11 protein-coding genes are annotated in these 14,001 nt (G+C 71.8%); 6 read left to right on the top strand and 5 right to left on the bottom strand.

Annotated elements, in window-relative coordinates:
• Positions 1–91 precede the first annotated feature (91 nt).
• Positions 92–4,030, top strand: a complete 3,939-nt coding sequence (locus tag OVA26_RS13525) for a Pls/PosA family non-ribosomal peptide synthetase (protein WP_268104412.1) — start codon at positions 92–94, stop codon at positions 4,028–4,030.
• A complete protein-coding gene (locus OVA26_RS13520; RefSeq protein WP_268104411.1) occupies positions 4,027–5,325 on the top strand; it encodes a M1 family metallopeptidase in 1,299 nt (432 codons plus the stop codon). Before OVA26_RS13525 ends, OVA26_RS13520 begins: the two co-directional genes overlap by 4 nt.
• A gap of 25 nt (positions 5,326–5,350) precedes the next feature.
• Here the strand turns inward: OVA26_RS13520 and OVA26_RS13515 are convergent, their stop codons facing one another.
• Genes OVA26_RS13515 through OVA26_RS13500 form a run of 4 tightly spaced genes read right to left on the bottom strand, consistent with a single transcriptional unit; the run spans position 5,351 to position 9,826 of the window.
• A complete protein-coding gene (locus tag OVA26_RS13515) occupies positions 5,351–5,965 on the bottom strand; it encodes a hypothetical protein (RefSeq protein WP_268104410.1) in 615 nt (204 codons plus the stop codon).
• Complete coding sequence (locus OVA26_RS13510) at positions 5,962–6,912, bottom strand: NUDIX hydrolase (protein WP_268104409.1); 951 nt, start codon at positions 6,910–6,912, stop codon at positions 5,962–5,964. The genes OVA26_RS13515 and OVA26_RS13510 overlap by 4 nt, the downstream gene beginning before the upstream one ends.
• Positions 6,909–9,077 (bottom strand): RNA degradosome polyphosphate kinase, encoded by a 2,169-nt coding sequence (locus tag OVA26_RS13505; RefSeq protein WP_074696623.1) that lies wholly within the window; start codon positions 9,075–9,077, stop codon positions 6,909–6,911. Before OVA26_RS13505 ends, OVA26_RS13510 begins: the two co-directional genes overlap by 4 nt.
• A 56-nt stretch (positions 9,078–9,133) precedes the next feature.
• Complete coding sequence (locus OVA26_RS13500) at positions 9,134–9,826, bottom strand: winged helix-turn-helix domain-containing protein (protein WP_056229289.1); 693 nt, start codon at positions 9,824–9,826, stop codon at positions 9,134–9,136.
• Positions 9,827–9,940: 114 nt separating this feature from the next.
• On the opposite strand from OVA26_RS13500, the gene OVA26_RS13495 reads away from it, so the two are divergent.
• From OVA26_RS13495 to OVA26_RS13480, 4 genes are all read left to right on the top strand, one after another.
• Positions 9,941–10,231, top strand: coding sequence for a hypothetical protein (locus OVA26_RS13495; RefSeq protein WP_268104408.1), 291 nt, complete (start codon positions 9,941–9,943; stop codon positions 10,229–10,231).
• Positions 10,232–10,361: 130 nt separating this feature from the next.
• Complete coding sequence (locus OVA26_RS13490; RefSeq protein ID WP_268104407.1) at positions 10,362–10,961, top strand: FABP family protein; 600 nt, start codon at positions 10,362–10,364, stop codon at positions 10,959–10,961.
• Between the two features lie 2 nt (positions 10,962–10,963).
• Positions 10,964–12,052 carry a CAF17-like 4Fe-4S cluster assembly/insertion protein YgfZ gene (ygfZ, locus tag OVA26_RS13485; protein WP_268104406.1) on the top strand — a complete coding sequence of 363 codons (1,089 nt, stop codon included), beginning with the start codon at positions 10,964–10,966 and terminating at the stop codon, positions 12,050–12,052.
• Complete coding sequence (locus OVA26_RS13480) at positions 12,049–13,158, top strand: FUSC family protein (RefSeq protein ID WP_176786384.1); 1,110 nt, start codon at positions 12,049–12,051, stop codon at positions 13,156–13,158. The genes ygfZ and OVA26_RS13480 overlap by 4 nt, the downstream gene beginning before the upstream one ends.
• Before the next feature lie 3 nt (positions 13,159–13,161).
• Here the strand turns inward: OVA26_RS13480 and OVA26_RS13475 are convergent, their stop codons facing one another.
• Positions 13,162–13,950 (bottom strand): class I SAM-dependent methyltransferase, encoded by a 789-nt coding sequence (locus OVA26_RS13475; RefSeq protein WP_268104404.1) that lies wholly within the window; start codon positions 13,948–13,950, stop codon positions 13,162–13,164.
• Positions 13,951–14,001 lie beyond the last annotated feature (51 nt).

The raw sequence follows: 14,001 nt of genomic DNA, 5'->3' as shown, positions 1-14,001 counted from the left end.
CTGCTAACAGACTGCGTTGCACGGGTGAACGGAAGGTGAACCGGGGCGGCCGTTCCGGGGTGTTTTCCCGGGGGTTGTACTGTTCATCCCCGTGACGACCTCCGCTTCCGAAGCTCAGGCCCCGCTCGACCGGACGGGGGCCGCGGCTCCCGCGCGCACCCTCATCGACATCCTCACAGACGTCGCGTCTCGGCATCCGGAGGCCTCCGCGATCGACGACGGATCCGGAGCCCTCAGCTACCGCGAACTGCTCGCGCGGGTGTGGCGGACGGCGGCGGCCCTGCACGAGGCGGGGGTTCGTCGGGGCGACCGGGTGGGCGTGCGCATGCCGTCCGGGTCGAAGGAGCTGTACGTCTCGATCCTCGCGGTCATGGCGGCGGGCGCCGCATACGTGCCGGTGGATGCCGATGACCCCGACGAGCGCGCGCGCCTGGTGTTCGGCGAAGCCGGGGTGCGCGGCATCGTCGCGGGGGAGGGGGAATTCGTCGCGGCCGAGAGTGATCTCGTCCGTCTCTACGACGGAGAGGCGCCGCACCCCAGCACGAGCGCCGTCCCCATCGTCGCCCCGCCCACGATCGACGACGATGCGTGGATCATCTTCACCTCGGGATCCACGGGCGTCCCGAAGGGCGTGGCGGTGTCTCACCGTTCGGCGGCGGCGTTCGTCGAGGCGGAGGGGCGGATCTTCCTGCAGGGCGAGCCGCTCGGCCCCGGCGACCGCGTGCTGGCCGGACTGTCGGTCGCGTTCGACGCCTCGTGCGAGGAGATGTGGCTCGCCTGGGGACACGGGGCGTGCCTCGTGCCGGCTCCTCGTTCTCTCGTGCGCTCGGGGGAGGACCTGGCCCCGTGGTTGCTGCGACAGGGGATCACGGTCGTCTCGACCGTTCCGACCCTCGCCGCGATGTGGCCGGCCGACTCGATCGAGAACGTGCGCCTGCTGATCTTCGGCGGAGAGGCGTGTCCGCCCGAGCTCGCCGCTCGCCTCGTGGCCGAGGGGCGCGAGGTGTGGAACACCTACGGTCCGACCGAGGCCACCGTCGTGGCGTGCGCGGCTCCGCTCGACGGCTCTCTGCCCGTGCGCATCGGCCTGCCCCTCGACGGGTGGGCCCTCGCGGTGGTGGATGCCGACGGACTCCCCGTCGCCGAGGGCGCGGTGGGCGAGCTGATCATCGGCGGTGTCGGCCTCGCCCGGTATCTCGATCCCGCGAAGGACGCCGAGAAGTACGCACCGATGCCGACCCTCGGGTGGGAGCGGGCGTATCGCTCGGGAGACCTCGTGCGCTTCGAGCGCGAGGGGCTGGTGTTCCAGGGACGCGCGGACGATCAGGTCAAGGTGGGCGGCCGCCGGATCGAGCTCGGTGAGGTCGAGTCGGCGCTGCAGGATCTTCCGGACGTGAGCGCGGCGACCGTGGCGGTGCGGACCACCGAAGCGGGGGTGCCGGTCCTCGTCGGCTATCTCGTGATGGAGGTCGGAGCCGAGCTCGATCGCGGGGCTGCCCGTGCGGCTCTCGCGGAACGACTCCCGGCCGCGACCATCCCCCTCCTCGGCGTGGTGGACTCGCTGCCGGTCCGCACCTCGGGCAAGGTCGACCGCGCGGCCCTCCCGTGGCCCCTGCCCGGAGTGGAAGCCCCCGCCGCGACGGACTTCTCGGTCGACGAGGCCTGGCTGGCCGAGCAGTGGCAGGCCGTTCTGGGCATCCCCGTCACCGAGCGCAAGGCCGACTTCTTCGATCTCGGTGGGGGGTCGCTCGCCGCCGCGCAGCTCGTCTCGCGCATCCGGGCACGGGTGCCGGAGTTCTCGGTCGCCGACATCTACGACGTTCCGCGCCTCGGGGCCATGGCCAAGGCGCTCGGGCCGCAGCTCTCCGACGAGACGCCCGCCGCCTTCCACCGCGCCGAACCGACGCCGCGCACCACCCAGTGGGCGCAGACCCTCCTCGGCGCTCCGCTGTTCATCCTCTCGGGTGTGCGGTGGCTGCTGTACCTGCTCACGGCTTCGGCGCTCCTTCGGCTCGTCCCCGGATTCGACGTGCTGCCGTCGGTGCCCTGGCCGGCTCTCGTCGTCGGTCTCCTCGTCTTCGCGACGCCGTTCGGGCGCATGGCGATCGCCGTGGCATCCGCTCGACTTCTTCTCTCGGGCGTGCGCCCCGGCGACTATCCGCGGGGCGGGTGGGTGCACATCCGGCTCTGGCTCGCCGAGCAGATCGCCGATCAGGTGGATGCCGTGGGTCTGGCCGGAGCCCCCTGGGTGTCGTACTACGCCCGGGCGCTGGGCGCGCGGATCGGTCGGAACGTCGACCTGCACGCGTTGCCTCCCGTCACGGGGATGCTCGTCGTCGGCGACGGGGCCTCGATCGAGCCCGAGGTCGACCTGACCGGGTACTGGATCGACGGCGACCTCGTCCGCATCGGCGAGGTGCGCATCGGCGCCGAGGCCACGGTCGGTGCTCGCTCGACGCTCGCACCCGGCACCCGCATCGGTCGCCGTGCCGAGATCGCGCCGGGCTCGGCCGTCTTCGGACGCGTCAAGGCGGACCAGTCGTGGGCGGGATCGCCCGCCGTCCGCGTGGGCGGGACGGCGAAGGGGTGGCCGACGCAGCGGCCGCCGGCGCCCACCCGCTGGCTGTGGGCCTACGCGGCATCGGCGGTGGTGCTCGCTCTTCTCCCGCTCGCCTCCTTCACCGTGGGCGGTCTCGTCGTGGCGCAGGGGATCCGCGGGGCGGACGATCTCGGCCACGCGGCCGCGGGCGCCTTCGCCTGGCTCGTCCCGGGTGTCGCCGTCGCGGGCCTGGTGTTCGCGGCATCCGTGGTGCTTCTCGTGCGCGTGATGTCGATCGGCCTCACCGAGGGCACCCACCCGGTGCGCAGCCGCGTGGCGTGGCAGGCGTGGACGATCGAAAGACTCCTGGATGCCGCCCGCACGGTGCTCTTCCCCCTCTACTCCTCGCTGTTCACGCCCGTGTGGCTGCGCCTGCTGGGTGCGCGCGTCGGACACGACGTCGAGGCCTCGACGGTTCTTCTGATCCCGTCGATGACGCGCATCGAAGACGGGGCGTTCCTCGCCGACGACACGATGGTCGCGTCGTACGAACTGCGCGCGGGGTGGATGCGCATCGGGCCCGTACGGATCGGCAAGCGCGCCTTCCTCGGCAACTCCGGAATGGCCGCGCCCGGCCACCGCGTTCCGCGGGACGGGCTGGTCGCCGTGCTGTCCGCAGCGCCGATGAAGGCCAAGGCGGGATCGTCCTGGTTGGGCTCGCCCGCGGTGCGCCTTCGCCGGCTCTCGGCCGAGGGTGACGAGTCGCGCACCTATCGACCGACCGCGAGCCTGCGTCTCGCGCGGACGCTGTGGGAGCTGTGCCGCTTCGTGCCGGTCGTCGTCACCTGCGCGATCGGCCTCGGCGTGATGTTCGCTCTCGCCGCGCTCTGGGTCGTGCTCGGTCCGGTGTGGACGCTGCTGTTGTCGGGCGTCGTGCTGCTCGCGGTGGGGGCTGTCGCCGCGGGGGTCTCGACCGCGGCGAAGTGGGCCATCGTCGGCGTGATCCGCGCGGGCGAGCAGCCGCTGTGGTCGAGCTTCGTCTGGCGCACCGAAGTGTCGGACACCTTCACCGAGATGGTTGCGGCCCCGTGGTTCGCGCGCGCGGCGGCGGGAACCCCGGCGCTCGCCGTCTGGCTGCGCAGCCTCGGCGCGAAGATCGGTCGCGGCGTGTGGTGCGACAGCTACTGGCTGCCCGAACCCGACCTGGTCACGTTGGGCGACGCGTCAACCGTCAACCGCGGATGCGTCGTTCAGACGCACCTGTTCCATGATCGAATCATGAGTATGGATACCGTCGAGCTGGAGCCGGGGTCGACCCTCGGTCCGCACAGCGTCGTCCTCCCCGCCTCCACCCTCGGCGCGCACGCGACCGTGGGGCCCGCCTCGCTCGTCATGCGCGGTGAGACCGTCCCGGTCGGTTCGCGGTGGAGCGGCAACCCTATCGGTCCGTGGCGCGCGGTGAAGGTGCGCGCGTACCAGTCGACGACGTGAGCGTGGCCGACCCCTACGCCCCGCAGAGCGGCGACCTCTCGTACGACGTCGAGTCGTACGACCTCGCGATCGGCTATCGCGTCCGCACGAACCGCCTCGACGGCGTCGCCACGATCGTCGCGGTCGCGCGCGAGGCCGTGTCGTCGTTCGCTCTCGATCTCGTCGGCCTCCGAACGTCGCGCGTGCGCGTCGACGGGGCGGTCGCGCGATTCTCGGCGGGGCCGCGGACTCTGCGTGTGACGCCCCCGCACGCTCTCGCCGCCGGGGACCGCTTCGAGGTCGAGGTGACCTACGCGGGTGCGCCCGCTCCCCGCCGGTCGCGGTGGGGAACCGTGGGCTGGGAGGAGCTGACCGACGGCGCTCTCGTCGCGGGGCAGCCCATCGGCGCCCCGACGTGGTTCCCGTGCAACGACCGCCCCGACAACAGGGCGCGCATGCGCCTCGAGATCACGGTCGACGACGGCTACGCCGCCGCCGCCACCGGCGTCGCGGGGTCGAGCACGCGGCGGGGTGGTCGGACGACGACGACGTTCGTCTCCGACGTCCCCACGGCGACGTACCTGGCGGCCGTGCACGTCGGTCGGTACCGCACGCGTCAGCTCGAGGGCACCGGTGACGCCCCGGTGCCCGCCGTCACGGTCACCGCCCCTCCCGCCCTGACCGCCGCGGTCGATCGCGCCTTCGCGACGGTGCCCGACATGCTGCGGGCCTTCGACCGCTTCTTCGGGCCGTACCCCCAAGAAGCGTGCACCCTCGTGGTGACCGCCGACGAGCTCGAGATCCCCCTCGAGGCGCAGGGGCTCGCCGTGTTCGGGATGAACCACCTCGTTCCCGCCGCGCAGCGTCTGGTGGCGCACGAGCTGGCCCACCAGTGGTTCGGCAACAGCGTGGGCATCGCCCGGTGGAGCGACATCTGGCTCAACGAGGGCTTCGCCTGTTACGCCGAGTGGCTGTGGTCGGAGACCTCGGGAGGGGCCTCCGTCGAGTCGTGCGTCGCGGACTACTACGCGCGACTCGCCGCGAAGCCGCGCGACCTCCTGCTGGTCGATCCCGGGCCCGATGACATGTTCGACGACCGGGTCTACAAGCGCGGGGCCCTCACGCTGCACGCGCTGCGGCGCACGCTCGGCGACGAGGTGTTCTTCGATCTCCTGCGGTCGTGGACGGCGGACCACCGCCATGCCCTCGTCACCACGGATGATTTCCGCGCCGCGGTCGAGCGCGCCGGGGGACCCGATGCCGCGGCGGTGCTGTCGCGGTGGATCGACGACGTGGCATTGCCCGTGCGACCCTGACGGCCGGCTCGCGTCGTCGTCAGGCTCAGAGGCCCGAGGCGCTCTCCACCGCCACGGCGAGCACGACGTTCGCCGGACCATCGAGGTCCCACCCGCGCCATTCGCGCGGGCGGCCCTCCGCGGGGGACGGACCGCGTGAGGCGGACGGGAGGATTCGAGCCACCCACGTGCCCCCGTTCCCCTGGACGTCGACCCGTCGAGCATCGACGGTCAGCCCGCGTCCGTCGGCTTTCAGGACGGCCTCGACGCGCGCCCACGTCCGGGCGGGCGCGGCGCTCGACCCGCCGGCATCCGCCCACGCTTCCGGAGCAGGCGACTCGAGATCGTCCGGTCCTGGGGGCGCGGGTCGTGGAAGCACCCGCTCCAGACCCCCCGCATCGGTGGGCACCGCATCCAGACCGACGCGCTCGAGACCCTGCGCTGCCACCGCGACGGCCCACCCCTCGACGTACGACACCGAGACCGCGGCATCCGCCCCCTCCACGTGGATGCGGCCATGGTCTCCGCCGCACGCGGGGCATCGCGAACGGAACCGCGCGCCCGGCAGGAGCTCGGCCAGGAGCGCCCGCGACACGTCGCGACGCCTGGCACCAGCGGGGACCTCGCGCCAGGCGAGTCGGATGCCGGTGGGGAGCGTCACACCTTCGGTTCGTGCGTCTCGATGGCCACGATGCCGGCGCCGGGGTGCTCGACGGGGATGTGCACGACCGAGAACGCCGCGGGCTCCAGCGCCGAAGCGCTCCCGAGGTACGAGCCGCCCATGGTTCCGGTCGCGAGCGCGAGCTCGTGCAGGATGTCGGGCAGGACGGGTCGGTGGCTCGACACGACGACCGGCTTGCGCGCGCGCACCCGTTCGCCGATGAGCGACCGGGCGTCGGCGCGGCCCTCTTCCCACGCGTCCTGGCTGACGGCCTCGGTCAGGTGGACGCGCTGGCCGAGCGCCTGGGCGAGGGGAGTGGCGGTGCGGACACAGCGCTCGGCGGGGCTCGAGTAGACCCGACGCACACCGAAGGCGAGGAGGGGACCGACGATCGCCTCGGCCTGGCGGCGCCCGCGCGGGGTCAGGGGGCGGGCGCTGTCGGAGCTCTCCCACCCCTCGCGGGCCCGCGCCTTGCCGTGGCGCAGCACGACGATCGGGAAGGTGGGCAGAGCCCCCTCTTCGACGATCCGCGTGAACTCGTCGAGGATCTCGATGTCGACGGGGTAGCTGAGGTTCTTGCGGGCCTTCTTCAGGCTCACCCACTCGATCGCCGCGACCTCTTTGTTCGGCACGAACGTCGAGCTGCGCACGGCGGCATCGGTCGCCTCGGCCGCCCAGTAGTGCACGATCTTGGTGCGTGAACTCGGCATCCGGTATCGAGAGACCCCGACGGGCACCCCCAGCGAGACGCGGATGCCGGTCTCCTCACGGATCTCGCGCACCGCGGTCTCGGCGAGCGTCTCGCCGGGGTCGACCTTGCCCTTCGGGAGGGTCAGATCCCGGTACTTCGTGCGGTGGATGAGCAGGATGCGGAGCTTCCCCTCGACCTGCCGCCACACCACACCGCCGGCCGCGTAGACAGCGGTCTCGATCTCGGTCTTCGTCACCGCGCCGTCCGGGCCCGACGCTTGCGCTGGACGAGAGCCATCGTGTGCTCCTGCAGGTCGATGAGGGGCGCCCCGGCATCGTCGACGCTGTGCCGCGTCCACTCGCCCTCGGACCCCAGGTGCCATGAGCTCGTCCCGTCGTCCATCGCGAGGGTGAACAGGGTCGTCAGCTCCTGCACCTGCACGGGGTCGACCACGCGGACCAGGGCCTCGACGCGGCGGTCGAGGTTGCGGTGCATCATGTCGGCGCTGCCGATGAACACCTGCGGGTCGCCGTCGTTCTCGAACGTGAAGATGCGGGAGTGCTCGAGGTAGCGGCCGAGGATGGAGCGCACCGTGATGTTCTCGCTCATCCCGGGGACGCCGGGCTTGATTGAGCAGATGCCGCGCACCCACACCTCGACGGGCACGCCCGCCTGGCTCGCGCGGTACAGGGCATCGATGATCTCTTCGTCGACCATCGAGTTGACCTTGATCCGCACCCCCGAGGGCTTGCCCTCGAGAGCGTTGCGGCGCTCCTTGTCGATGTGGCGCAGGAGCCCTCGGCGCAGGTGCAGGGGTGCGACGAGCAGACGCTTGAACTTCTTCTCGATCGCGTACCCGCTCAGCTCGTTGAACAGACGCGTGAGGTCGCGACCGACCTGGTCGTCGACGGTGAACAGGCCGAAGTCCTCGTAGATACGGCTCGTCTTGGGGTTGTAGTTGCCCGTGCCGACGTGGCTGTAGTGGCGCAGGCGCCCCTCTTCTTCGCGGATGACGAGAGCGAGCTTGCAGTGGGTCTTGAGGCCGACGAGACCGTAGACGACGTGGACGCCCGCCTTCTCGAGCTTGCGCGCCCAGACGATGTTGTTGGCCTCGTCGAAGCGGGCCTTCACCTCGACGAGCGCGAGCACCTGCTTGCCGGCCTCGGCCGCGTCGATGAGCGCCTGCACGATGGGGCTGTCGCCCGAGGTCCGGTACAGCGTCTGCTTGATCGCGAGCACGTGCGGGTCGCGGGCGGCCTGCTCGAGGAAGGCCTGCACGCTCGTCGCGAACGACTCGTAGGGGTGGTGCACGAGCACGTCGCCCTTGCGGATCGCGCCGAACAGGTCGGCGCGGCCGTTCTGCTCGGGCGGCTGGAAGGCCAGAGCCGTCTTGGGCACATGCGGCGGGTAGCGCAGATCGGGCCGGTCGATGCGCGAGAGGTCGAACAGGCCGCGCAGATCGAGGGCGCCGGGCAGCCGGTAGACCTCCTGCTCGGTGATGTCGAGCTCGCTCAGCAACAGCGAGCGGGTCACGTCGTCCATGTCCTCGGTGATCTCGAGGCGGATGGGCGGGCCGAAGCGGCGACGCAGGAGCTCGGCCTCGAGCGCCTGGATGAGGTTCTCGGTCTCGTCCTCTTCGATCGTCATGTCCTCGTTTCGCGTCAAGCGGAACGCGTGGTGATCGAGGACCTCCATCCCGGGGAACAGGTCGCCGAGGTGGTTCGAGATGAGCTCCTCGAGCGGCAGGTAGCGCACGCCGGGCCCGTCTCCGCCGATCTCGACGAAGCGGGGGAGCATGGGGGGCACCTTGAGACGCGCGAACTCCTGACGGCCCGTGCGGGCGTTGCGGATGCGGATCGCGAGGTTCAGCGACAGGCCGGAGATGTACGGGAACGGGTGCGCGGGGTCGACGGCCAGCGGCATGAGCACCGGGAAGACGTTGCGCTGGAAGTACTCGGTGAGCCGCTCGGCGGTGGGCTCGTCGAGCGAGTCCCACGTGACGACCTCGATACCGGCGTCGGCGAGAGCGGGGCGCACCTTCTCGGTCCAGGCGGCGGCGTGGCGGAGCTGCAGGCGGTGCGCCTCGGCCGAGATGTCGGCGAGCACGTCGAGCGGGGCGCGACCGACGTTGGTCGGGACGGCCAGGCCCGTGACGATACGGCGCTTGAGGCCGGCGACGCGCACCATGAAGAACTCGTCGAGGTTGCTGGCGAAGATCGCGAGGAAGTTCGCGCGCTCGAGCACGGGGACCGTGGGGTCTTCGGCGAGTTCGAGCACGCGCTGATTGAACGACAGCCAGCTGATCTCGCGGTCGAGGTAGCGGTGGTCGGGAAGCTGGTCGTCTTCGGCCTCTACGGCCTCGTCGAAGTCGTCGTCGTCGGCGTCGCCGAGACCGGCATCCAGCGAGTCGTGTTCCATCATCCCCACATCATTGCAGGGGTCGGTGACACGTGAGTGAACACGCGGTGCGTGTGGCTTTATGCGGAGGGGGATGCCGCGGCGGGGGCGTCGTCTTCGTAGACGTTGAACCGGTAGCCGACGTTGCGCACCGTGCCGATGAGCTGCTCGAGATCGCCGAGCTTCGCGCGCAGGCGTCGCACGTGCACGTCGACCGTGCGCGTGCCGCCGAAGTAGTCGTAGCCCCAGACCTCGCTCAGCAGCTGCTCGCGCGTGAAGACGCGCGAGGGGTGCGTGGCGAAGAAGTGCAGGAGCTGGAACTCCTTGTAGGTGAGGTCGAGGGGCTTGCCGTGCACCTTCGCCGAGTAGGACGACTCATCGATCGTGATGCCCGAGGTCTGAATGCGCGTGGAGACCTGATCGGCGGCGCGACGGCCCATCGCGAGTCGGATGCGCGCGTCGATCTCGGCGGGACCCGCGCCGACCAGGACGACGTCGTCGATGCCCCAGTCGGTGGAGACCGCGGTGAGTCCGCCCTCGGTGACGATCAGCACGAGCGGCGCCTCGACGCCGGTGGTCGTCAGGATCTTGCTGAGCGACTTCGCGCCGACCAGGTCGAAGCGCGCGTCGACGAAGATGACGTCGGCGCTGGGGGCGTTCACCAGCTGCGCGGCCTCGGCGGGGATCTGTCGGACGCGGTGGCTCAGCAGTTCGAGCGCAGGCAGGGCCGCGCCGCCGCCCGGGGCGGAGCTGAGTACCAGAAGCTGTGCCAAGAGGACCTCCCGTGCGGCGTGCCGCGCACCCGATCATCTTAGGGTGACGGGCGCAGCCCCTCGACACCGGCGCTGCGCGTGCGCGTCGGGGGCGTCGTGGGTGATGATGGGGGCATGTCCACGCCCGACCTCGCGCCGCGCCGCACCTTCGGCGGCGTCGTCGCCGTGTGGGTGCTCGCCGCGGTCGCGGGTGTGCTCATCGGTTTGTTCGCCCCCGAGCCCTGGCGCGCGCAGTGGATCACCGTGGCCCTGGGCGGCTGCATCATCGTGGCCTTCGCCGTGCAGCTCTGGTACGGCCGATCGCAGGCCTTCATCCAGCGCATGGCGCTGAGCAGCGTCGGCGCCATGGTGGTGCTCGGCATCATCACTGCGGGGTTCGGTCTCGCCGCGGTGGTGTCGGGCTAGGATCGAGCTATGGACCTTTTCGCGCTCGAAGCGTTCTTCGTGGGACTTCTCGGCCTCGCCTCGCTGGCGATCGCCTTCGTGTCCGGGACGGTCATCTGGAACCTCTACCGCGGCCAGCGCTGAGCGCGTCGTGATCGAGATCCCGACCGATCTTCCGGCCGACCTCGTTCCGCTCTCGTGGTTGGTCGGCGTCTGGGAGGGTACCGGCGTCATCGACTACGAGGTCGACGGCCGATCCTTCTCGGGTGAGTTCGCCCACCGGGTGAGCTTCAGCCACGATGGCGGTGCGTTCCTGAACTACTCCGCCGACGCGTGGCTCCTCGAGGGAGAAGAGCGACGACCGCTCGTCTCCGAGATCGGCTACTGGCGCCTCGCACGGCCGGTCGGCGACGCCGATGCCGGTCCGGGACTGCTCCCGGCGACCGCGGCCCCGGTGACCCGGACGGCCGACGACGTCGAAGCGCTCCGCAACGCCGACGGCGGCTTCGACATCGAGGTGAGCCTGGCGCACGCAGACGGCATCCTGGAGCTTTACGTCGGGCAGGTGAAGGGCCCGCGCATCGATCTGGCGACGGATGCGGTCGTCCGCACGGCCGGAGCGAAGACCTACACCGCGGCCACCCGCCTCTACGGTCTCGTCGACAACCACCTGCTGTGGGCCTGGGACATCGCCGCCCTCGGCCGCGAGCTCGGCTCGCACGCCTCGGCTCGACTGGCTCGGGCGGAGTGAGCATGACCTCGTTCTCGGACGTCCCCGGTGCGGTCGTGGACGACCGGGGCCTCCGCCACGTCGGTGCTCCCGTCGCGGAGCAGCGCCGCTTGGCATCCGGATCCGCCCTCGCCCCGCTCGGTGACCGCCGTATCATCACGGTCTCGGGCGAGGATCGCCGTAGCTGGCTCGATTCCCTGTCGTCGCAGGCGCTCACGCACCTGGCGCCCGGGGTCTCGACCGAGTTCCTCATCCTCGACCCGCAGGGGCGTGTCGAGCACGCCGCCTCGGTGGTCGACGACGGCGAGATCACGTGGCTCCTCGTCGACGCCTCCGACGCCGAGGCCCTCGCGACCTGGCTCACGCGCATGCGGTTCCGCCTGCGCGTCGTGGTGACGGATCGTTCGGACGAGCTGTTCGTCCTCGGTGGCACGCGCGAGGCCGTCAGCGCCCTCACGACCGTCGCACCGGTCTGGGTCGATCCGTGGCCCGACGTCTCTCCCGGCGGCTGGGCGTACGCCCGTGTCGACCCGCACCCGGGTGCCGACCGCGACTGGGCCGAAGCGATCGTGGATGCCGCGGAGTACGAGCGCGTGATCGCGTCCGCCGCGGCGGGGCAGACGGCTCTGGCCGGTCTCGACGCCGTCGAGGCGCTGCGCGTGGCCGCGTGGCGTCCCCGGGTGTCCGTCGACGCCGACGAGCGGCTCCTCCCGCACGAGATGGACTGGCTCCGCACGGCGGTGCACCTGTCGAAGGGCTGCTACCGCGGCCAGGAGACGGTCGCCAAGGTGCACAACCTCGGTCACCCGCCGCGTCGCGTCGTGGCGTTGCAGCTCGACGGCAGCGACAACGTCCTCCCCTCTCGCGGAGACGTCGTCCGCGCGGGCGACACCGTGATCGGCGCCATCACCTCGGTCGCCGTGCACCACGAGGAGGGCCCCATCGCCCTCGCCCTTGTCAAGCGCACCGCCCCCGAGGGTGAGCCCCTCATCGTCGACACCGCTGACGGCCCGCTCGCCGCCGCAGCCGAGACGGTCGTGCCGGCCGACGCCGGGGCCACCGCCTCGGTTCCCCGCTTGCCGCGCCTCGGGCGCCGCCGCGCCGCGGAATGAGCACCGACGACTCCTCGACGACCGTCGGGGTCGTCGTCGCCCGTTCGCGCTGGCGCACGACGCTGGGTCGTCGCTTCGTCCGCGTCCGCGAGTCGCTCCCCGCGATCGCCCAGATCGTCGTCGCCGCCACGGCCGCCTTCGCGTTCGCCCACGTCGTCCTCGGGCATCCGGTGCCGCTGCTGGCGGCGACCGTGACGGTGTCGAGCCTGGGCCTCGTTCGCGACGCACGTCCGTGGCGGGTGGCCGAGACGGTCATGGGCATGCTGGTCGGCATCCTGATCGCCGAGGTCGTGCTGATCGTGGCGGGCGCGGGATGGTGGCAGATCGCCCTCGCGATGACGGTCACGCTCGTGGTCGCGCGCTTCCTCTCGCCGCAGCCGGGGTTCGCGCTCGCCGCGGTGGTGCAGTCGCTCATCGCCCTCGTCCTGGTCTCGGGCGTCCCGTTCCTCCGCCTGGTCGACGGCGCGGTCGGGGGTGTCGCGGCGCTGATCGTGACCGCGCTCATCCCGCGCACTCTGCGTCGCACCGAGCTGCGCGACGCCGACGAGCTGTTCGACGCGATGGACGCGGCCATGGACACGATCGTTCGGGCCCTGCGCAAGGGCGACCGGGCTCGGGCGGAGCGCGGTCTCGAGCGTGCCCGTTCGCTGCAGACCTACGTCGACGCGTGGAGCGGGTCGCTCGAATCCGGTCGCGAGGTCGCCCGCATCTCGCCGTTCCTGCGCCGCCAGCGGACCGAACTCGACCGCCATGAGCGAGTACGCGGGGCGCTGGATCTCACGACGCGGAATCTGCGCGTCGTCGCTCGGCGTGCGGCGTACCTCTGCGCCGACGGCGAGAGCCGGCCCGTTCCCGCCGACCTTCTGGCCGAGCTGGCCCGAGGGGCGGGGCTCGTGCGCGACGGCCTCGACGACATCTCGCTCGAGCCCGTCGCCCGCGAGGCGATCGGGGCGGTCGCTCGGCGGCTCGATCCGGCGGCCCTCCTTCCGGACGGACGCGTCGGCGAGCTCAACCTGATCGCGGCCCTGCGTCCGCTCGCCGTCGATCTGCTCGTCGCCGCCGGGATGCCCTCGGCCGACGCGCGCGAGTTGCTGCCGCGCGTCTGAGGCTCAGCGCGGAGCGACGGCCTCCCACGCCACGCCCACCTCGCCGAGTCTCCACCGCTCGCGGCGCAGCAGGGGCCACCCCGCGTCCGCCACGGCCCGCATCGCCGTGCGCCAGCGGTGGACCGGCCCGAACGGGGCGACCACCGCAGCGCGGGTCCACTCCCGATCGAGGGATGCCACGAACTCGTGCACGCGCTCGCCCTCGACGTTGCGGTGGATCAGGGCCTTCGGCAGACGTTCGGCGGCGATCGCGGGGGAGTCGAGCTCGGCGAGACGCAGCGAGAGGGTGAGGCTGCGGGGAACGGCATCCGCCCCCACCTCGGCCCAGGTCGCGATGCGACCGATCTCATCGCAGGTGCCCTCGACCAGGATGCCGTCCGGCTGCAGCCGCGCGCACATGCGGCCCCAGGCGTCGGCGACGTCGCCCTCGTCGTACTGCCGCAGGACGTTCATGGCGCGGATGACCGCGGGTCGTCGCGACCGCGGCACGGGAACCTCGAAGCCTCCGCGAGCGAAGGACACCCCCTCGATGCCCGCGGACTGCTCGCGCGCCCGGGCGACGCGGTCGGGGTCGATCTCGAGACCGAGGACCTCGGCATCCGGTCTCTGACTGCGCAGTCGGGCGAGGAGCTCGAGGGGCGTCACGGCACTGGCGCCGAAGCCGAGATCGACGACGAGGGGGTCGTCGGCGCGGCGGAGGACGGGGTGACGGGCGATCCAGCGATCGATCCGGCGGAGGCGGTTGACCCCGGTCGTGCCGCGCGTGGGCCGGCCGACGGGGGAGGGGGTCACCCGAACATTTTGCCAGGCCTCGCGGCCCCGGTCCGCGGCGCTCGTCTCGAT

The sequence above is a fragment of the Microbacterium sp. SL62 genome, assembly GCF_026672635.1.
Classification (GTDB): domain Bacteria; phylum Actinomycetota; class Actinomycetes; order Actinomycetales; family Microbacteriaceae; genus Microbacterium; species Microbacterium testaceum_A.
The sequence above is the reverse complement of the archived record's forward strand: the minus strand, read 5'-3'. Positions and strand labels throughout refer to the sequence as shown.